Raw genomic sequence first — 22,219 nt, 5'->3', positions numbered from 1 at the left:
GCGGTGCATGTGGTGGTTTCCTCGATTATCGTGTCCTCCTCGGTTGTCTCTACCATCATTCATGTTAGAGTGTGAACCGTGGTCACGATCGTGTTGGTTTTTCATTCTTATCCTTTCGGCGAACATGAACACGCGTACGGAGCGTTTTCACGAACTTGGAGGATTGGTTCTACAATTGTAAACCATTCGTTTCTTCATTTAGGATTGATGGAATAGACACGCTTTTCTTCAACTTGTTTGTACTTTAGTACGCCAAATTTTAACAACTTACCTAAGTGTTTTGAAAGGTTTACGCGGTTTATTCCCAGCAGGTGCCCAATCTGTTCAACGCAGTTTCTTTCGCACTGACATCTTCAAAAATGAGCGATAATCTTCGATTTGTTTTCACTACTCAATATTTTATTGACTTCGTAAATAGTCAATGTCACATTACTCACCTTTCGCCCTAATTATAACTTTAAAGTTTTTAATTGAGAAAAAAGGGAACATTTTTCCAAAATTGGAAATTATTTGATCGAACTTGTTCAGTTTAAAGTGCGCTTAACTGCCTCGTCTCAACCTTTAATCAACAGCTTGGTTTTTTGGGAATTAAGCTCGGGAATGAAGTGGCGATCAACTTTTACGAGTTTTTGGAGTTCTTCAACTGAGTTTCAAAAACCAACGTGTAATCCTGCTAAAAAAGCTGCCCCCATAGCAGTTGATTCAGTATTTTGTGGTCTGACTACTTCTAGTCCTGATATGTCTGCTTGAAATTGCATGAGAAAATCACTTTTAGCGGCTCCTCCATCAACTTTAAGCAACTTAATTGGATGTTTTAAGTCTTTAGCCATTGCTTTTAATAGATCATTGCTCTGGTAGGCAATTGATTCTAAAGCAGCCCGTACAATGTGCTCTCGTTTAGTTCCGCGTTCTAAACCAAAAATTGCTCCGCGTGAATTCGAATCCCAATAAGGAGCTCCCAGTCCGGTAAAAGAGGGCACAAAGTAGATTCTTTGATCACTCTCCTTGCTATCAGCTAATTGGGCATAGTAATTACTTATCGGAGCATCATAAATCATCCTTAGGCCATCACGCAATCATTGCAATGCAGCTCCAGCCACAAAGACCGAGCCTTCCAAGGCGTAAACAGTTTTCTGTTTGCCAATTTTTCAAGCGATAGTGGTAAGCAGTTTGTTACGTGAAGTTACGGCTTTATTACCTGTATTGACCAAAGTAAAGCAACCTGTGCCGTAGGTGTTTTTAACTTGCCCGACTTGTGTACAAAGTTGCCCGAATAAAGCAGATTGCTGATCACCGCAAACTCCAGTAATAGGCACTTCCCCTATGGCTGCTTGAGAAAAATGGGTTGGCTCAATTGTTCCGTAAAAATCGCTGGAACTTTTTACCTCCGGCAAAATTTGAATCGGTATGTTAAGAACTTTGCAAAGTTCTTGATCTCACTGAAGCGTGTGAATGTTAAAGAGCAAAGTTCTTGAAGCGTTGGAGACATCAGTGGCATGAACTCTTCCGTTAGTCAGCATCCAAATTAACCAAGTGTCGATTGTTCCGGCCAATATTTCACCCTTTTGTGCTTTTTGACGAGCACCGGATACATTGTCTAAAATTCATTTTAGTTTTGTGCCGCTAAAGTAAGGGTTAATGATTAAGCCGGTTTTGCGCTGAAAAAGACTAGCCTTGCCAGATTTAATTAATTTGTCGCAGAAGTCGCTAGTGCGACGATCCTGTCAAACAATTGCGTTGTAAATTGGTAACCCTGTCTTTTTATTTCACACCACAATTGTTTCGCGTTGATTGGTTATTCCGCAAGCTATTAACTGTGTTGATTTTAAGCCGTGTTGACGCTTAGCGTTAACCATGGTGGTTTTTTGAGCGTTTCAAATTTCAATTGGATCATGTTCTACCCATCCCGAGTGGGGAAAATATTGAGTAAACTCTAACTGCGAGACTGCTATAACCTTTCCCTTTTTATCGCTTATTAAAGAACGAACAGAAGTGGTTCCGGCATCTAAAGTTAAAACGTACTGTGGTTTAAGTTCCATAGTTACCTCTTTATAGTGAAGCTATATCAATCTTCCAAAAGCCCCAACAATAACGCCTGCAATCAACGGCCCTACAACGGGTACTCAACTGTAAGTTCAGTTAGCGCTAGTTTTTTGCTTATACGGACTTAATTGGTAGACAAGCCGCGGCACAAAGTCTCGAACAGGGTTGATAGCGTAACCGGTTACTCCACCTAGAGATAAACCAATTGACAAAACAACTAGTCCCATAGTCAGCGGACCAACATAACGCATCATGTCATTCATAACGTCGTTTTGCTCAGATTGATAAGAGATCACGATTATCATGGCTAACGTAACTAGAACTGTTGTAGCGACTATTTCTGTGATTAGGTTAGAAAACACTCGTTCGGGATGGGTAGGTGATGTAGCGTGAGCGTGGATAACATTTTGGCTGTTATCGGGTTCATTGGCATGATTCCAGTAAACTGCACTAACTATTAACTGCCCCACTAAAGCCCCTAAAAATTGACTAGAAATGTAAATAGCAAATAGGGTTCAAGTTATGGTTCCGCGCGTAAGCATAGCTATTGATACGGCTGGATTTAAGTGACCACCCGTTTCTCAAACATTTGCTAGCACCACCGCTAAAAATACCGCTAAAGCTCAGCCTAGGGAAATAAAAAAGGGACCGGCGTTAGTTGCTTTCGTGCGCTTATAAATTACATTGGCAACGACTCCATTGCCCATCATAATTAAAAAAGCGGTTCCAACAAATTCGCCAAGTAAAACTTGTCAATATAAGTGCACTGAATCTCCTTCAAATTAACTGATGTTAGTGAATTTAATTTTAGACACTTTTGTTGTAGATATTGAAATAAAATTCAATTTAAAAATTTAAATCTTTGTAAAAGGGGTAAGTTTTTACGATTTAGTTGTTTTTTTCTAGAAATTAATAGCATTCAACTTTTATGCCATTTTTTCCATTACAACTGTCGTTTATCTAACTTGCGTAGACAATTTTGCAAGTTAGTTTTCGTTGAAAATTTACTTTACCTTGTGAAAGAGACTTTTCCCTTGTAACAAATCACTTAAAAACTTATCTATGGTCGAGGGTTATGTGCATTATTGACAATGGTTAAAATGCATCGCGACGAGCACAATGTATTACAATGGTTAAGATGGATGAGAAGAAGAAAATTAGATTTATTGACTTATTTGCTGGAATTGGTGGATTTCACAAAGCTTTGGAACTGGTTTCTCAAAAAATAAAATACAAAATAGAATGCGTTTTTGTTAGCGAAATAGACAATGAGGCAATTGAAACTTATGCTAACAATTTTCTGATTGACAAGGAGAAAATTGTCAATATAAGAAGTCTGGATGAAAAATCTTCACAGGTACCCGATCACGACTTCTTATTTGCTGGATTCCCATGCCAGACTTTTTCAAACGCGGGGAAGAAAAAGGGTTTTTTAGATGAAATCCGAGGGACTCTGTTTTTTGATATTGCAAAAATACTAAAAAATAAAAAACCTAAGTACATTTTGTTGGAAAATGTTAAGCACCTGGTTAATCACGATAACGGAAAAACTTGAAAAAAAATAGTTGAAACACTTAACGGAATTGGTTATATTACTCCAAAAGATCCATTGATTTTATCTCCTCACGAATTTGGTATCCCTCAAGAAAGGCGCAGGGTCTTCATTCCCGGCGTATTAAAAGCAAAAGCAAACATTAAAAGTAAATTTATTGATTTCAACTTTAGTGATTTTAAAAAGAATAACCCGCTCTTGCAAAAAGATTCCCAAAAAATAAGGAAATACATTTGAAAGAAATACCTAGAAAAAAATGCTGAGGAAAAATATTTTCTCAAACCCGGGAACAAAAAGGACAACTACTTGATTCAAGTTTTGACAGCTTGAGATGAATTCTTAAAAAACGTTGTCAAAAAAGACGATAAAACTCTTCCGGTAATATGAGTGGATGAATTTGGGAAAAACTATTCTCTCAAAGGTTTAGCGGGTTGAAGGAAAAAATATGTTTCAGAAATGAGGTGAATTTACAAGAATAATAAAAAATTCATAAACTCTTGAATGAAAAAGCACAACACAGAAAAATGAAAAAAAAGAGAAAGGAAATTTGAGTGACAAGCAGGTAAGGAAATAAATGACATAAAAGACACATTTATTCAATTAAGGCAATCCGGAATAAGATGCAAAAAACCAATAAAATTTCCGACACTTGTTGCTATGGTTCAAATACCCATAATTTACGATGACGCAAAACAAAGTTGAAGATATTTGACACCTAGGGAAGCGGCAAATCTTCAAAGTTTTCCTAAGGACTACAAGATATATAACGAAATATCCGACAAAAACAAAGATTTTTTTTCGTACAAACAAATGGGAAATGCTGTAAACGTTAAAATAGTGTCTCTCATACAAGAACAAATGCTATCTAACTATTAACCGGTGAAATCAAAATGAATGAAATCAAACCCTATTTACACATAGTAAATAATGAAATAACCAACACTGACAAACATCCCATGGACGGAGAGAAAAAAAAGAAAGTGTTTGTGAACCTTTTGTTACAAGATTTAGAATCGGTTGAAAATACGATAAACGACATATCGGAAGAAAAAGAAAACTTATTCAGAATCTATTACAAGGACTCGTATTACAACATATTCATAGAGCATCCTGACGGCGGAGGTAGAGACATACATCACAATAGCACAAGCAAGAAGGTAGCTATACCTTTTCATGTTAAGGCGTTTAAAAAATTAATTGAAAATTTTGAAAGAGTGCTCGTTATAAACGTTTACCTACCTCAAACTAAAAATGGTGAAATAGACTATTTAAATAGAGTTTATCTAATCGTAGATCCTAAAGAGATTTATAAATCCAAAGTTGTTAATAACGATAAAAAAAACGCCTCTTCGCGCTGAGTAACTCTTGAACAAATCTTAAACGTAATAGAAAGTGAAGGACAGCTAGCCAACGATAAGAAAAATGTACACCTCGTGCATTGAAAAAAAATTCAAAGTTTCTTTGATAGTTATTTGAAAAGAGCATACAGAAAAATGGTTAAAGAAGAATGAAATAATTTTGTAGACAAGAACATTCGCAAAGATGATTTTGAAAAAAGTGGTAGAAAAATTTTCAGAGAACTCCTAATAAATACTCGAGGAATTAGATGCGAGATAATTGGTTGCAAAGTAAACATTATTGAATTGCTTATAGCATCCCACATAAAACCAGTGAGTGCAATAAAAAGCGATAATAGCATTGAAGAAAAACAAAAGAGAAAGGAAATCTCAGATCCTTTTAATGGTTTTTTGCTATGTCCCAATCATGATGCGCTTTTTGACAAACTATTTATTACCTTTGATAATGAGGGAAAATTGGTATCTTCAAGGATTATGAAAAATCACATTGAATTTTTTAACTTGAAGAAAGATCAAACGTTGGTTAAGTTGTCTAAAGAACATATAAGATATTTGAAATTTCATAACAGAATTTTCCGCCAAAAACATCCCCGTAAGTTTTATTCAAGTAAGTTTTGACAAAAACCCAAAATGAAACTGGAATCAAGCGATAGTATTAGGTAAAAATTGACTAGACTCGTTTATAAAATGAAAAAACTGGATAAAAAGTTGAAAAAAAGCAAGAGATGGTAAAGAAAAAATCTGATCAGTGTACTGTTTATAGTCTAATGTACTAGTAAATTAACTTGTAGTAAGGGACAAACTTAAGGTTGTTTTGTAAGATATCACAATTTTGTTTCAACATCTTCTGCACTTCAAGTGCAATTGCAGGCGCAGATGCTATAGCCGGAGACTGCATACCCGCCACATTTATAAAATTATTGCTTGTTGTTCCATAAGAAATAATAAAATCATCTGTATCTTTGTCAATGGGACGAGAACCAGCTAGAGTCATTTCAACTTTATCCATGTTTAGACTAGGAATTAAGCGGTGACCAATTTTTTTAATTTCAGATTGTTTGACATCTGTAACTAGACGTGTATCTTCTTTTGTGACACCATCTTCTGCCGTTGGTCCGACCAACACTTTGCCATCCAAAAGTGGCGCAACTAAAACGCCTTTCCCATGAACTGTGGGAACCATAAAATAAACTGCCCTCAAACATTGAGATTCGCTGCGTGACAAAACTTTGTATTCACCCCTACGCGCAATCAACTCAAAATTACCTTGACCCGCTAAATTTGCAATTGTGTCAGCATAATGCCCAGCTGCATTTATGATGTTTCTAGATCTAAAAATGTTGGAATTATCACGAACTTTTACCTCTCAAAATTTATCTTTTCACTTAATGTTTACAACCTCGCTAGATCTTAATATTTCCACTCCGTTTTGCACAGCAGCTCCAAACATAGCCAAACTAGCCTTCACAGGATCAATCAACCAAGAAGAAGTACAAATAAGAGCGGCCTTTGCCTTACTAGTCAAACACGGATGCTTCAAAAGAAGTTCCTTTTTTCCGACAATTTTCAAATCCTTCTTATGGACACCATTAGTAAGTCCGCGTTGATAAAGCATCTCGAGTTCCGAAACCTCTGCATCGCTTAACGCAACTACTACTGAATTGATCTTTCGACGCGGAAAATCCAAATAAGGAAAAATTTCGCTCTGTCACATCTTATTGCCTTCAACATTCAAACCAGCTTCTAATTTGCCCGGCTCGGGATCAAAACCTCCGTGAATTAAACCCGAATTTGACGCTGAAGTTTCTTCGGCTAAATAAGGGTTTTTTTCAAGCACCAAGATTTTAAGTTTATACCTAGCTAAACGATAAGCAATGGTAGCTCCGATTATTCCGCCACCAATAATAATGATGTCGTATCTATTTAGCGACATAAATCACCTTGCTCTAATTCTACCTAACTTGTTTGGTTGTTTCAAACATAAAATAATGAACATCCATTTCTCAAACGACTCTCTGGCACTTTATAGCTCAATAATCTTTTTACATGGTTACTTTGCCAAATTATCATTAATGCAAAAACGGAAATTGGCATTGAAAAAACCGTCAACATCACATTTTTAATAGTTGAGAAATACAAAGGAATGATTTTTCTGATTGAAAACACGATTGTTTTACGTTCTGATTGAGTTAACTTGACAAGCAATAAAGGCAAACAATATAATTTGTTTTTACAACTCTAAATGCGATTGTTTGCCAAAAAAAGTTTTTTGCTGACCAGTTTCTTTTCAAAATTCATGAGACAGCATTTTTAGAATCTCGGCAGGATTACACTGTGAATAATATAATTGTGTTTGTCAAGAGTGCACTATATTCAATTGGCGTTTGTAAAAAACAATGGAAACCTTTCTACACTTCTTAATAATCTATGCTCTTTACATTTCCAGCAACAGTTCAATTCTTGGAGGAATCACTTACACTCGTAAGTTCAATTTAAAATACCTCGCTGTCAGTCCACAAAAAACATTTAACTTATCAAACTGATGTTTTTTTATAACCGAGAAAAAGCACACATATTTTTGATCTATCTACCTCTTCTTTTTACTGCACTTGGTATTCTTTTCTTTTTTTCTGTGACTTTGGATCTTAGTTTGAAAAAATTATTGGTACCTTATCCCCTTTATAACTACTTTTTGTCTTTTTACGGGAGTGATGATTGTTAAAACAGTCACGTACCAGAGAGAAATTCAAAACTTTGGGTACTACGAGTTGAAAACTGCATTTAAAAGATTCGTTCTGTTAAACCAGGATTACATGAAAAAGAAAAGTCTTCAAATTGAAGATCAGCAAAAATTAACCATCACAAAAGACAATAAACCCAGCAAATATCAAAAGGTTATAAACTTCCAAGATAGGAAATTCATGAGACGAGTTAAAAAGGTGAAAACTAGCGGGCGACCGGAAAACATTGTCCTAGTTTTTAACCTCTACTTAAGCGGATGGTCCTATCTTATAACGGCGTTTAACAGTCCTCGCTATTCTTTTCTACTGAACAACGAAAAAATAAGTTACGAAATGCTAAGCACAATATTGCTGAACAAATTCTTTCAGTTTTATAATGAACGATAAAATTGAGATGTCTAAAATACATCCGTTAAATTTAGAGAATGACCATGGGTTTATCTGAAAATGGGCGATCACAAATAAAAAGTGATATACAATACCAATGCATAGGAGCATAGTTTAATGGTAGAACTGTAGTCTCCAAAACTACTAGTGCGGGTTCGATTCCTGCTGCTCCTGCCAAGCCCAAGTGGTGAAATGGCAAACACGGTAGACTCAAAATCTACTGACTTCCGAGTCTTATGGGTTCGAGTCCCATCTTGGGCACCATGTGTATAATCGCCAAAAGCTGAGAACTAAATGAAACAAATTAATACTGTTACGAAAAACACAAAAGATGAAATACTAGCACTTGATGAAAGCACAGATTTAGGTAATGGAACATTAATTGTAGAAATGGCTGCTGAATATGTCAAAAGGTGACTAGAAGACGAAAACGGTGTGAATCACCTCAACATAAACGGTCGCTGGGGAACTGGTAAAACTACAATTGCCCACAACGTTCTTAACAAATTTGCAAATGATGATGCAATTGAATGCATTCATTTGAACTTGTGAGAGTATGAATTTTCATCTAATCCTTACTTTAATGTTCTGACTGACATGTTAGCCAAAATGCGTATTGACGGAAAATATTTGAAAGAACAATTCAAGAAAATGGGTTGAAAAATTAAAGCGGGTGTGGGGATTTTTGGTCTAGATTTTTGGATCTCTTTAGAACGAGATGAAACCCAAATTCAAAACAAAGAAAGTTTAAGTGAGCAAATAGTTAAAGTTATAAACGACGCTATCGTTAACTCTCAAAAGAAATACCTTATTCTTGTTGATGAATTGGATAGGTGTAATCCACAAAAAATAGTCGAATTGCTCTCTCTGATCAGTCGAATCATGCTCAAGTTCAAAAACTGTTTTATTATGTCGTGCACAAATAACGAAGCTATTAAAGCAATTGAGCAGAAAATGTACCCCTCAGGGAATAGGTTCTGTGAAAATTATGTCGATAAAATATTTTCTAATGTCTTGAACCTTGATGAGCACAATGAAATAAAAAAAATTCCTACTCAACTAAAACAATTCCAGATGAGGTCCGAATATATTGAGTTAACGAACAACCCGCTAATAACTAATTTTATAAACAAAACAGAAGAGTTAAAAGGTAACTACCGTTTTTTAAAAAATGCTTCTTTGAGAATTAAAAATCTGTTAGAAGACGAAGACCCTGTTCTTGCAAATTATATTTTCAGGACAATGATAGAAACCGCAAAGACTTTCTTATTCTTACAATTTCTCTTATTTTACTTAATTTTTGTTGAAAAGAATGATATTGCCATGTTTGTAGAAATAACTAAAAAATCAAAGTTTAACCTAACAGACAACTTTCATAAAAGTGCTCTGATTAAAAACATATCTTTTACAAAGAGTACTGATAAAAATTTATTTGAAGAACAAAGAACTCCCATGGGTTTTGGTTGTGATTTTATCGTGTTAATAAACGGGGTTGCTATTCACTGAACTTTCTTTGAAGCATTTCTTTTTGACCCTAGCAAAACTGTTAAAGTAAAATCGTTAAAAAAACAAATTATTCACGGTGGTATCTCCGGTGATTTGTCAAACAACAAAATTCTCCTAAAGGCGAAAAGCGTTCACAAAAACCAAATACTGGTGGATATCTTCCGTAAATATTATGACGAATCTTATTTGCGTTTAACTGAAGTTTGACCCCATTTATTGAAACGCATAACGAAGAAATTTTAATTGTAGTGAAATAGGTTTTAAAAAATGTTTGCAACATTGTTCGCCTGTTTTAAAAGACAGTTTTTATGAACGAGTAAACTAACGCCTTATTTCCATGACATTAAACAAATTAACTTTTAGCACTAATCTTGACCAATATCGTGTGAATTGCTTACTAATACATTCGTATTTCCACAAGTAAATAATGCTGAGTTGGTAAAGTATAATGTTAAAAGGGTTTTAAGTCTTGTGCCAAATGAACCATGTAAACTTGCTTGGATCCCGGTTTATACCATTGATTTTTCCAAGGAGCATTCGTAATGTCAAAAATCCAAAAATTTCGCAATTGTTGGTGAGCTGTTTTTTCTAGTTTAATGATTGTGCTTTTCACTTCAATCACAGTTTGAACTTATTGCCTAGAAGCAATGCTAACCAGTGATTCTAGTCCTTTAAATGATGCGCTCGCTTGGACAGCGGGTGGTTTGGTATTTGTCTACATAGTTTACCTAATGATCGTCGGTTACCGCTTCAAGAAAACCGTTAGTAAGGACCCAAAGCTAATCGCAATAAGAAATTACCTAATTTTTAAAAAGCAAAAGTTTGACGATTTGCAAGAAAAGGCGCAACTAGACCCAGGTGGTCTTGAAAAAATCTGAAAAAATATCAAACGAGATGCTTGAGTTCTAGGTTTTTTCGTAATGATTTTTGGAGCTTTCATGGTTATTTCCCAACTGCTTTTAACAGAAGACTCCACAGCTTTTATCATTACCTTGTCATTAACAGTCGGGTTAATTTGATTGCCCTCGTGACTTAGTTGATTTTCAATATTTCTAACTAAAAACGCTATCTTCTAGTTTGCGTTTTGACCTATTTTTTTGATAAAAAATTTCTTTGAGTTTTTAAACTTTTGGGTTTGCCCAACGTTTTACTCATCTAAATCGCGTCATGATCTTCAATTTCAGAAGTGTCTTTTAGTTTAACTGCCTCAAAAATGGTTTTCAATAACGACACGAGCGTTTTGACGACGTTTTCTTGCCCTCGGTTGTATTCAAGTCAGTTATTCGCTTTAGAGTGATGGGATGACCTACCGGGCGAACTAAAGTAAATAAAATGGGAGGGTACGCGCTTAACATTGCTAACCGAACTAACTAATACCCCAAACACATCTTTCTTGCGCGTCTTAAAATACCGCAACGCTTTGTCAACTCGGTACGATTCGCCCGTGATGCTGACTAACACTACCAAATCTTCTGATCCAACGTGACCAAGTCAATCGATTAATTTTTCTTTTTCCTCTTCAAAAATCTGGTGCTTAATTTTCGCCTCGCCTAGACGAGAAGACATTCACAAAGCTAAACTATGTGATCTTCTGGAACTAAGCACAAAAATTGTTTGGTAAGAGTGCTGGCTAATTCGTTCCATTTTACTGTCAAGCGTTTTGCGACCGCCCGTACTCGGCTCAGAGAAAGTGTGACCTCCACTTAGTTTGCTCACGCAGTGACGCGAATACTCAAGGTAAAAATCTCGAAAAGACTTATAACCGAGTTTTTGAACGTAGCGCGAACAAGTTGATACAGGTGCTTCTAAAAAACTGGCCAGCTGCTTAATCGTCGCAAAACGACCACAAGCTTTGTTGCTGACTAACCTAGAGGAAATGTGCACATCTAGCCGGGTGCCTTCTGACAAAAGGCGACGAATCTTTTGGTGGCAAGAATTTTCAAAACCGGTTCTTTTGGACACTTTAAAAAAATGTTAGTCCAGTGCGAAGTGTCCAAAGTCCAAGAACTTGTATGGCCAAGTCGGTTTTTAATGGTCTGACGAGCGATTTTGGCCGTCTAAAGTTCCCGCAAGTCCTATTTAGCGCCCAAACCATAAATTTAACTCCCGGTCGAACTAAGCATTTTCAAGATAAAAACGGTCGAAAAAATCAACTTGTTAGACAAGTAGACTAAAATAAAATTAGATTTAAAACTTGTATCTAGGAGTGAGTTGCCTAAAAAACCGACCGTCTACTTTGTCCGCCACACCCACTGAAACCGCGAGTGGTACTTCACTAGCGACGACAGTCGCACTTTGCTCTACTACCATCTCAAGTACCTAATTGAAAACTTAGAGAAGAGTACGCGCGACACCTTTACCTTTGACGGACAGAGCGTCATCGTTGACGATTTTCTCCGCTTTGCCCCCGACTGACGCGGGCGCCTTAAAAAAGTTGTCAAGAGCCGAAAATTGCTGATCGGGCCGTTTTACACCCAAATGGATAATTACCAAGCTCGCGGCGAAGCACTTGTGCGCAACCTAGAAATCGGCATTGACTTAGCCCAGCAAATGGGCCACGCTATGAAAGTCGGTTACTTACCCGATGTTTTTTGCCACTCCCAGCAAACCAGTCAAATTTTACGCATGAACGGGATTGACAGTTTTCTGTTCTCGCGCGGGATTAATCCCTCGTTAATTGGCAACAACCTTTACTTTTGGCTCCAGAGTCCTGACGGCAGTAAAGTTTTTAGCACGTGACTAACTGATTACGCTAGTCACCCGAGCACGCTCGGGGCTAACTTAAACGACTGAATTGCTTATTTAGTTGAGGAATATCCCGAACCAGGTCAGTTTCACCCCTCAATCAAGTCTTACCTTAAAAGAAACCAGGAGCTACCAATTATCGTGCCCGTTGGAGCTGACCAGCACCCTTATCAACCCGAAGTGAAACAGCTCGTCACTCGTCTAAAAAGTCAGTACCAAGACTGAAACTTGGAGCTCGGAGATTATGAATCCGCGCTCGTTAAAATCAAGCATGCTCTCAAACGCCAAAACACGACCTTACCAACGGTTGACATTCCGCTAAAAGAAGGGGTGACCAAACCTGTTCACCGCGGAGTAGCATCAACGCGAATTGATCTCAAGCAGCTTTATTACGAACTAGAGTCGCTCTTAATTGACATGATTGAACCGATGAGCGTGATGTGTCAAATCGAAAAAATTGACGTTCCTTGGGCCATGATTGAACTGATTTGAAAACAGTACCTTAAATCAGCTGCCTACCACTCTTACGCAGGTGTGAGCATTGACCACGTTAGTCAAAAAAACCGTCAACGTCTGACCAGCGCGATTAGACTCGGTCGCAACGTCTTAGCAATGCTATCGCGAATTTTTTCCCAGCGCTTTATCCGCGAGGAAATTGACGCTTACCAAAAACTAATTCTTTTTAACTACGATCTAAAAATTTACGAAGGTCCTTACGAAATCAAAATTAACCTCAAAGATGACCGCCAAATTGGTCACTTCAGTTTTTGGGACCAAGACACGCCGCTTAAATTTAGCGTTATCAAAACTTACCCCGATCACTCTTACTTAATTTTGCTCCACGAAGTACGTATTCCCGCCTTCAACTACAAACTGATCGCTGTCAAATACCACGAAAAACCGCGAGCTCTGCCGCCCTTAGAAAACTTTGTCCGCAACGAACACTTAGAAGTAAGAGTTGGTCGCCGCGGGCTAACGCTAACCAAGGGCAATAAAACTTGAACTAATTTTTGGCAAATTTGTGCTTACCCATCGGCTGGCGACACTTTTACCCACTCGCCACTTAAGGAAGCCGACCGCGCTTACTTTTTTGACGAATACAAAGTTTTAGCCAGCGATTCTCATCACCAATCGCTCAGAATTATCGCCAGTGGGTTTGTGCCGAGCGGAATCGACAACTGGTCAGCCGAAAAAGAAGCTCAGCGCCAAAACATTGAAATTAACATCGTTTTAATTGAAGATCGCGTCTTTTTCAAAGTCAACTTAATTAACGCTTTGCAAGACACCAGACTAGTAGTTTTAATTGATGCTAACAGCGGCGAAGATCGCTGGTGACACGACCAAGTTTTTGGAATTGAAGAAAACCAAATTAACTCGGTTGGGTTAGACGCGCTCAAAACGCCCGACTCGTTTGGTTACCGCCGTCCTGAGTACCTTGGCAGCCAAAGCATTCACCACCACTTTGTTAGCAACTACCAAAACACCGCTACCATCTTCACCCAAGGAACTCGCGAGCATGAACTGTTAGTCTGGGAAGGAAAGCATTACTTTGCTTTTACGCTTTTACGCAGTTTTAGCAAAATTAGCGCCGGAAAACTTTCGTGACGAACTGGACCTAGTCCGATGGTTGAAAGTCCTAGCGCCGACTGCCAACTCCACCAAAGTAAGTTAAGTTATTCTTTCGTAGTTGACTACAACTACCGCACACTCGCTCAGCAGTTTCAAAATTCCAAACACCTTCTTTACAAAAACTACTACTTACCTAACCCAAGTCAGTGGGCCCAACCGCTTTTGCACTGAAAGTCCAACTTAGCCCACTACGACCGCGGTCAGCACGATGATCCTCACACGTGACAAATTCCGGCGCTAGTTGAAAACGAAAACTTAATCGTGAGCGCTTTTTACCGCAATCCTAGGCGGCAAATCATCTTGCGAATTTTAAACGTTGGACCAAGTTTTACTTTCACCGACACCAGTTTACGTTCGTCACGAACCTTAAGCAATTTCCGTCACCAAAAAATGTTTTGACCCCAATGGGGCTTAGTCAACTTCTTAATTTAAACTTGCTAACAACTAAGAACTAGTTAACAAGTTGGCGCTTAGCGTTATAATTAGTTTGAAAAGAAAGTCAGTTGGTATAGTGCGTTTGAAAAAAGCGTTTTGAATGCTTGGTGCCGTAGTGTCGCTCGGCGGTGGCGTGTTTGCTTGTGCCAGTTGTTGACCCCAAAAAACTTCTTCGCTGGAAGAGGTTGAGTCAGAACTCAACGAAATTGAAGAAATAGAAACATACCATACCGACCTAGTTCCTTCGGAAACATTTGAAATTAACCAAGAAGTGAGCGCCGATGATCTGGGCATCACTTTGCCGCCTTCGCTTGATAAGTTCACCACAACTTTAACGATTGACGACCTTGATGACCACACCGGACTAGTCAGCGTAAGACTTAAGTTAAGTCATGAGTCACGTCACATTGTCCGCAATTTTAACGTGATTAACTTCGCTAAAAAAACCGACCACGATCGCGAAGCAGTTGAAAAATGGTCCGAGTACATGATTAGTGCTAACAAAACGCTTCACGAGCAAAAACTGCCGAGCGAAAGTTGTCAAATTGGTCCCGCCGACTTTGATAAAATCGGTCTAAACAAATACGACTTATCCCACGGTTGAGAAGTTGATCTTAACGTGGTAGAGGTTGACGACGACGAAGGTTATGTCGTGGTTGAAGCGACTTTAAAAAAGAACGGGCAAGCTAAGCACAAGCAGAAGTACAAAGTTGCCGGATTCAAAAACCATAACACCCACAATAAAATCATCGTTGAAGAAATTAAAGCGCTGTTAGTGGACCAAAAAACTAAGCCTTCTAACCAATCTCTTCTGCCTTCCGAAATTGATCTCACCGAGCAAGACACCTACTGGGAAAACATTGGTGGTAAGCCTTGGGATTTAGAAAAAAATAACGGCGTAGATTTGCAGTACGAAACTCTCAAAAAAAACGATGAAACTGGCGCAATCATCGTGAGAGTTACGATTAACCGCGGCAAAATTAGTGACCAAAAAGTGGTCAGAATCCACGGCTTTTTGTCTAAGAGTGTTTACCGTAAAAGCGTGATTGACGATTTTTTTGCCAAAGCGCTTAAATTGCGGGCTGACCACGGCGACCAAAAAGCGAGCGATATACTCAAACTAGGTCAAACGGATCTGCAAAAAATTCGCATTAACTGACCGACTTTGCCCGATAAATGACGTTTTGAAGCGACGGTGGCCAAAATTAACGATGTCAAAGGAAGCGCAACATTTTTAGTTAGCGTCTACCACGAAGACACTAATCTAGACGGCCGCAGCGTGGAAATCGGCGGTTTTCTTGACGAGATTAATTTTGAAAAAAAACAACTTCACAAACTACTGGACTCGCTCAAAGATCAAAAAGTTCACGCCAACTGAGCTGAACAATTGCCAAGTCAGTGAAGGGAAAAACCGGACTGACCGCTTGACTACCAAAAACTAAACTTAATCTTTGAACCGATTCCTAACCTTGATTGAAAAAAACTTTCAGGTCTAGTCAGCGTAGTCTCCCATGATGACCAAAAAGGTACGATTGAAATCAAAATTGACTTCAAGTACGGGGATTCAACAGCAAGCAAAACAATCGAACTATCAGGACTGAAAACTCTGCAGCAGTTCGACCACGAAATCGCGCACCAGTTTATCCAAAAGACCAAAGTTTCTCAAACTGACAAAACTGACATTTTAGTGCGTGACATCATTAAAAACAAACCTTTTACGCCTGAATCGCTCGGTGTCAAATGACCAAAATTGCCCGACCACTTAAAACTCATCATTAATATGGATTCTTACGAAGAAGACCAAGGTCGGATTGATTTATTTTTGGAACTTCGTGACGCTGATAACCAAGTCATCGCCCAAGGTAAATCCCGTATAACTGGATTTAAAACTTTGGTTGAACAAGACCAAGAAGACGTAAACAAAGTGGTTGGTCTTTTCCAAGACCAAGTTACCCAGGAATCTAACCGCGACAAGCAAGTTAGCGAAATGTTTAAACAAGGCCAAGTTGTTTCCGCCCGAGCACTCGGTGTCAAATTGCCAAGCAACGATCAACTAAACGGCGTGGAAGTGACACTGCGCGTGTTCTCAATTGATGACACCGATGGGAAACTAACCGTGGAAGTAATCGGGAAAAAGCGTAACTCAGAACGTCGGATCACGTTTGTGGTGAGCGGTTTCCAAAACCAAAACGAACGCGACCAAAGTGCGATTGCTCAGTTTCTGAAAGATTGAGAAAACGTCAAAACTAGTACCAGCGGTCTTTTAGCCAAACTAGTGGCGGCGATTTTTAAAGGCGAACTAAGCAAGCTGGGCGTAGAAAATCCTCCCCAACTGACTGGTGGTTTGGAAGCGCGTTATGAAATTGAAAATTTTGACGACGACAACGGAATCATCAACTTACGCGTAATAATCTCCCGACAAGGCAAAGAAATCAAAACTGCCCAAGTTAAAGTGCGCGGTTACCGAACTTCATCTGAACAACACCTGATCGACATTGGCGGCATTATTAACGGACTAGGTGAGCTAACGGCCGGCGAAAGGCTAGCAGATAAGCGTCCGAGTCAAGTTTTCAAAGAAGGTCAAACAGCGGAACTAGAAGATTTTTACATTCCTTGACCACGTGACATCGACCGGGCTGGCATGAAAGTGGAAGTCAAAATATTAGAACTTGACGACGAGCACGGCCAAGCCAAAGTGGAAATTACCGTTAGCAAAGGAGTCCACAGCAAAAAGCGCGAATCCATCATTAGTGGTTTTGACACTAACGAGCGCTACCGTCAACGCGAGGGACAACGGATTAGCGACTTATTAACCGATTTAAAAGTCAAAACCAGCGACAAAGTGCCTAGCCAAATTTTTAAACTTGGACCAGTTGGTCTAGATGAAATTGGTTTCATGTTGCCGATTTTACCTTTTGAATGAAAAATGGAATTAAAAGTGGTTGAAATTCGCGATGCAGGCGGACAAGTTGGTTTTGAAGCAACTTTGCGATGACGTGATACTCCGCCTCTAAAATACCGCTTCACTGTCAGTGGTTTTAAAAGACAATCAACTAAAGACCAGGAAGATGTTGAAAAAATCGCCGCGCTAATTAAGGATCAAACCGCTCACGCCTCCTTTGGTCAAAGTCAACTAAGCAAAATTGCCAAAGTTGATGAGCTAGTTAACCCGAGCGACCTTGGTTTTGAATCGCCAAGTCCAGAGCAAATCGGCAGTGCTAAAATCACTTACCGCGTCGTTAAAATCGATGACGAAAACGGCGAACTGACGCTTGAAGCGGCCATTGAAAAAGGCGAATCGCTGGAAAGACGCATTTTCAAAGTGACCGGTTACCAGACCGAGAAACAGCGCGACGAAAGCGCGATTAAAGAGTTTTTAAGCGCCTGGGAAAGTGTCAAAACGACCTTGGTCACTTACCTACCACGTGACGCGGCTAAGATGTTTGATGCTAGCTTAGCCGACCTTGGCGTGGATGAGCATCCTCAGTTACCCGAGCACTTCAGCGTCAAATACATGATCAAAACTTTTGACGACGAAAGCGGAACGATTACTCTGGAAGCAGAGATTAGTAAAAAAGGCCAGTTAGTTCAAAAAGTCACCGTCGTGGTCAAAGGTTTTCGAACCACCGCGGTTCAACACCAACTTGATGTGAGCAAAATTTTGGAACTGCTCAAGGAAATTAGAGTTAGCGATAAATTTAGTCAAAAAAGACCGAGCCAAGTTTTTGAAATTGGGCAAAAAATCACTTTGGAAGAAATTGATTTCCCGTGGCCGAAAACTATTGATCGACGCGGAGTAGAAATTGAGTTGGAAATTTTAACTCTTGACGACGAAAACGGCGAAGCCAAAGTTAAAATCACCGTCACTAAAGGTCAAATTACTGACGACGGCGAAAGAGTTTTGACCGGTTTTGATGACAACAGCTCTTATCAGAACCGAGTAGCTGAGCAAGTTTGGAAACAACTCGAGAATTTGACCACCAGCGACCAGGACAAAACGCCAGGATCGGTTTTCAAACTGGGCGAGGTGGAGGCCGACCAACTTGGATTTAAACAACCCGAGCTGCCACCGGAATGAGAAATTACTTGGGAAGTACTTAAGTTAGATAATCCCGGCGGTGAGGTTCATTTTGAGGCCTCTCTAAAGTGACGCGATCACCCAGCCATAAAACACCAATTTGTAGTTAAGGGTTACAAAAAACAAGCTCAGCAAGACCAAGAAGACGTTGAAGAGATCGCCGCACTAGTTCAAGATCAAAATGCGAATGACAGTTTTCGCAACACTCAACTTAGCAAAATAACTAAAGTCGGTGATCTAATTAACCCGGCTGACCTAGGTTTTGAAAATCTTGACCCAACCAAAGTGGGCGACGCTAACTTAACTTACCAAGTAATTGAGATCGACGACTCAAACGGTGAGGTGTTAATTGAAGTCAAAATTACCAAGGGTCAAGCTAACACTAGTCGTCAATTTAAAGTGAGCGGCTTTCAAACCGAACAAGACCGGGATCAGTTGGCAATTAAGAAGTTTTTGTCCGAGTGGGAAAGCGTCCAAACTAGTCGAGTTGATTTGATGCCTAATGCGGCTAGCAAACTTTTTGGAGAAGACTTGAGCGCGCTGGGCGTGAGCAGTCCGCCGCTTTTACCGACTGGGCTAGATCCCAAGTACAAAGTGAAAACTTTTGACGACGAGCAAGGCACAATTAACTTGGAAGTTGAAATTTATAAAAACGGTAAATTGCTTGAAACTGTCGAAGTTCAAATTAGCGGTTTTCGCACTCAAGCCGAACAAAATCAAATTGATGTTAGCGCCGTGTTAGACGCGCTTAAGTCAATAAAGATCGGTCCTAAGCTTAACGAAAAAAGAGCCGGTGAAATTTTCAAACTGCACCAAATAATTACGCTGGCTGACTTGGACGCTAAGTTGCCAGCCGCGATTGATCCGCGCGGGCTAAGCATTGATTTAGAGGTGCTCAGTCTTGACGATGAAACAGGAACTATGAAAGTTCAAGTTAACGTTAGCAAAGGTCAAACCAAAAATTTCCGAGAAACGGTTGTTAGTGGGTTTGAAACTAACTTAGAGTACCAAGCGAGAATCGTCAAGAAAATTTGACCGCTTCTTAACGATCGAAAAACAATCTTTGCCAAAGATTTGGCGAGTCAGCTCTTTAAAATAGGTCCGGTCGAACCCATAGATCTTGCAATCCTAATGCCGCTTGTTCCGATCGGTTGAAAAATTAGTTTATCCATCACCGACATCGAAGACAAAACCGGAACGATCACTTTAGAAGCTTCGCTTCGTTGACTAAAACGGGAAAGTTTTCGGCACACTTTCACTCTTTCCGGTTTTAAAACTCGTCACCAACAAGACCAAGACGATGTCAAATTGGTGCTAAAAGAAATAAAAGATTGGAAAGTAAGTGGCGAATTTGCTAACTTAAGACCACTTGACGTAGGCAACGTTGGCGAGGAAGTAGACCCCCAAAAACTCGGCTTACCGACTGTTCCAAGCGCCAAGGAATTAAATGTTGTTTTGCGTTACATAATTGCCGAGCAAGATAACGAAGACGGAATTTTAACTTTGATCGTGCGCGTTATTAAGTCCGACGCGGCGGAAGAGAAAAGAATTCTTGTCCAAGGACTCAAGACTAACTTAGCCTACGAGAAAGAAATCGTTGTCAAACTAGTTGAGCAAATTAAAAAAACCAAAACTAGTTTAAGAAACGACGTTTTGCCTTCCTCGTTTGCAAAAGACCAAAGTCACTCAGCGGAAGAAATTGGTCTTAAAATGCCAAAACTACCAGCTGGCTGAACGGCCGAATTCGTGCCGCTTGAAGCGTTTGATGATGAAGGAATCCTAAAACTAAAAATGGTGCTTAAACGCGGTCAAAAGGTGATTGAAGAGCACGAGATTACGCTCAGCGGTTACCAAGACACTTACCACCATGACTTAGAAATTGTGGAAAGATTAGCCCGTAACACGATAATTGACGCCAAAACCCAATTTAACAAAAAGTATCCGCGCGAACTTTTCAAAAACAAAGATCTCGTGGACGAAAAACTGCTCGGCATCACCGCTGCCACTAAGGAAGAATTGAGCGGCGCCAAAGTGGAATACGAAATTGCTTTGGTGGACAACTTCACCGGTTCAGTTAACGTCAAAGTAAAAATTACTAAAGGTCAAGCTAAGAAAGAAAAACAAATTACAGTCGGCGGCTTTCAAGCGCTTAACGATAAAACATCTGGTGAAGTCAGAACGTGGTTCATGGACTTCATTCAAAAACAAACTACCAGTCGGACCAATGATATGCCGACAGATATTGGAGCTTATCGTGCCAAAGTGACTTTGAAGGATTTAGGACTTGAGGAACTTTACATTCCCGACAACTGAGTCTTGAACATAGAAATTTACGCGACCGATGACGTAGCCGGAAATGTCCGCACTAGTTTTACAATTTTAAAAGACGGTGCAACTTTCGTGTTGGGAACGATTACCATTTTGCGAGGTTTCTTAACCGCTCTCAAAGCCGTAGAAGCCGTAATTGCGCAACTACCCGATGAAGTTGAAACTTCTATTAAAGATATGCTTCCTTACGACTACCACATGAAGTTTCGCCGACCTAAAGATCTTGCTACAGTGGGCATCGACATAAAAATTGAGCACCACCATAGCGTCAAAGTGACTTACGAAATTATTTACCCAAACAACACGCGCGGTTCGGCAATTTTGCGTGTTCACGCCACTCACGCGTTAGCTTACCGCCTTAAAAATGTCACCGTGGTAGGTCTTAAAAAAGCGTAAGTTAATCTTTTCAATCGGTTTCGGTAAAAGTGTTTTTTTCCAGTTTTTGACGGTTAGTTAATCCGACCTGTCCGATGTATTCGCCCAGTAAATCAAAAAGTTTCAGTAAAAGTTTGAGTTCGGTTTTTTTGTGCTGACTAGCCAGATTAGCAAAATTATTTCTGATCGTCTGGTTAAAAACGCCTAGCAATCATAAGTAGGCGTGAAACACCATTTGACTCGCGTAACGACTAAGTTGCAGATAAGTCGTTTGGCTGGCGTAAGTCGCAAACATAAAGGAAGAGGCGTGGTTGGGAAAGTTAGACTGCAAATAAATGTGTTTCAAGTATTTATCGTCTCGAATGCCATTTTGAATAATCAGTTTAATTTTGCGGTCTTCGCGGTCTAGGTTTTTAATCTTCTGCATTCATCCGTAAGGACTGCGAACTTGCTTGCGTGAGAAAAATTGGCGACCAAGTTGGCCAAAAAGGCCCGCGCCGTTTTGAGCTCATGGAGCAAAAAACTCGGCGAATTTACGCATGTTTTTCATGCCGTGGATCAGAAAATGGTCAAAAACGTGCGATCCGTACTTTTCGATTAAATAGTGGATAGCGTAAAGTTCAAAGTACTGACGAATTTTAGCAAGCGAAGAAAAAGCCAGATTAAGTTCTAAGTTCATTTGAATTTCGTTGCCCATCATGATGATGTTTTGAAGTACAAAAAACTTCCACTGGTAATCTTTGCTTTGGGTAAATCAATCGTCCAGCACTTTCTGCTCGCGTAATTTGGTAAATAAATTGAGCACTAAAAGCAAGATTTGGTTGATTTTAAAAACGTCTAGCAAATTGCTCGGTTCGGAATACGACTGGCGGAGATACTTGGCGTAGTCAGAACGCAAAATCATTTGGGTGTGTTTAAAAACATCATCAGCACTAAAACTATCAACTGTGTAATTGCTAATTCGGTCAATTATTCGTAAACATTTTTCAATTTCGTAAGTTAAATCGAACGGAACTTGTTGGGCCATCTAACTTTAATTATA

Annotated in this window: 11 protein-coding genes and 2 tRNA genes; 8 read left to right on the top strand and 5 right to left on the bottom strand. The window is 39.4% G+C overall.

Annotated elements, in window-relative coordinates:
• Positions 1-506: 506 nt before the first annotated feature.
• Together glpK and CSE00_RS02800 are read right to left on the bottom strand one after the other, a co-directional pair.
• The gene (gene glpK / locus CSE00_RS02805) at positions 507-2,039 is read right to left on the bottom strand and encodes a glycerol kinase GlpK (protein WP_127943062.1); all 1,533 of its coding nucleotides are present in this window, start codon (positions 2,037-2,039) and stop codon (positions 507-509) included.
• A gap of 21 nt (positions 2,040-2,060) precedes the next feature.
• Entirely contained in the window at positions 2,061-2,810 is a 750-nt protein-coding gene (locus CSE00_RS02800; protein WP_127943061.1) for an MIP/aquaporin family protein, read from the bottom strand.
• Positions 2,811-3,181: 371 nt separating this feature from the next.
• Between CSE00_RS02800 and dcm the strand changes: the two genes are divergently transcribed.
• Both dcm and CSE00_RS02790 read left to right on the top strand, forming a co-directional pair.
• Complete coding sequence (gene dcm / locus CSE00_RS02795) at positions 3,182-4,471, top strand: DNA (cytosine-5-)-methyltransferase (RefSeq protein WP_127943060.1); 1,290 nt, start codon at positions 3,182-3,184, stop codon at positions 4,469-4,471.
• Positions 4,472-4,485: 14 nt separating this feature from the next.
• Entirely contained in the window at positions 4,486-5,616 is a 1,131-nt protein-coding gene (locus CSE00_RS02790; RefSeq protein ID WP_127943059.1) for an HNH endonuclease signature motif containing protein, read from the top strand.
• A gap of 109 nt (positions 5,617-5,725) precedes the next feature.
• Here CSE00_RS02790 and glpO read toward each other — a convergent pair whose 3' ends face one another.
• The gene (glpO, locus tag CSE00_RS02785; RefSeq protein WP_127943106.1) at positions 5,726-6,886 is read right to left on the bottom strand and encodes a type 2 glycerol-3-phosphate oxidase; all 1,161 of its coding nucleotides are present in this window, start codon (positions 6,884-6,886) and stop codon (positions 5,726-5,728) included.
• 1,298 nt (positions 6,887-8,184) lie between these two features.
• Here glpO and CSE00_RS02780 point away from each other — a divergent pair.
• The 4 genes from CSE00_RS02780 to CSE00_RS02765 all read left to right on the top strand — a co-directional run bounded on the left by CSE00_RS02780 (position 8,185) and on the right by CSE00_RS02765 (position 10,663).
• A tRNA-Trp gene (locus CSE00_RS02780) sits at positions 8,185-8,258 on the top strand.
• Position 8,259: 1 nt separating this feature from the next.
• A tRNA-Leu gene (locus tag CSE00_RS02775) sits at positions 8,260-8,345 on the top strand.
• 30 nt (positions 8,346-8,375) lie between these two features.
• Positions 8,376-9,830, top strand: coding sequence for a P-loop NTPase fold protein (locus CSE00_RS02770; RefSeq protein ID WP_127943058.1), 1,455 nt, complete (start codon positions 8,376-8,378; stop codon positions 9,828-9,830).
• A 299-nt stretch (positions 9,831-10,129) separates the two neighbouring features.
• A complete protein-coding gene (locus CSE00_RS02765; RefSeq protein WP_127943057.1) occupies positions 10,130-10,663 on the top strand; it encodes a hypothetical protein in 534 nt (177 codons plus the stop codon).
• 79 nt (positions 10,664-10,742) lie between these two features.
• Here the strand turns inward: CSE00_RS02765 and CSE00_RS02760 are convergent, their stop codons facing one another.
• Positions 10,743-11,549 carry an SIS domain-containing protein gene (locus CSE00_RS02760; protein ID WP_127943056.1) on the bottom strand — a complete coding sequence of 269 codons (807 nt, stop codon included), beginning with the start codon at positions 11,547-11,549 and terminating at the stop codon, positions 10,743-10,745.
• Between the two features lie 249 nt (positions 11,550-11,798).
• On the opposite strand from CSE00_RS02760, the gene CSE00_RS02755 reads away from it, so the two are divergent.
• Both CSE00_RS02755 and CSE00_RS02750 read left to right on the top strand, forming a co-directional pair.
• A complete protein-coding gene (locus CSE00_RS02755) occupies positions 11,799-14,393 on the top strand; it encodes a hypothetical protein (protein ID WP_161565551.1) in 2,595 nt (864 codons plus the stop codon).
• A 55-nt stretch (positions 14,394-14,448) separates the two neighbouring features.
• Entirely contained in the window at positions 14,449-21,198 is a 6,750-nt protein-coding gene (locus tag CSE00_RS02750) for a lipoprotein 17-related variable surface protein (RefSeq protein WP_127943054.1), read from the top strand.
• Between the two features lies 1 nt (position 21,199).
• Here the strand turns inward: CSE00_RS02750 and CSE00_RS02745 are convergent, their stop codons facing one another.
• On the bottom strand, positions 21,200-22,204 hold the full coding sequence (locus tag CSE00_RS02745; protein WP_127943053.1) for a hypothetical protein: 1,005 nt from the start codon (positions 22,202-22,204) through the stop codon (positions 21,200-21,202).
• Positions 22,205-22,219: the final 15 nt, after the last annotated feature.

It is taken from the genome of Mycoplasma sp. ATU-Cv-703 (assembly GCA_004011965.1).
Classification (GTDB): Bacteria; Bacillota_I; Bacilli_A; order Mycoplasmatales; family Metamycoplasmataceae; genus RYZV01.
Note: the sequence above shows the minus strand (reverse complement) of the source record. Positions and strands in the feature narration are given on the sequence as shown.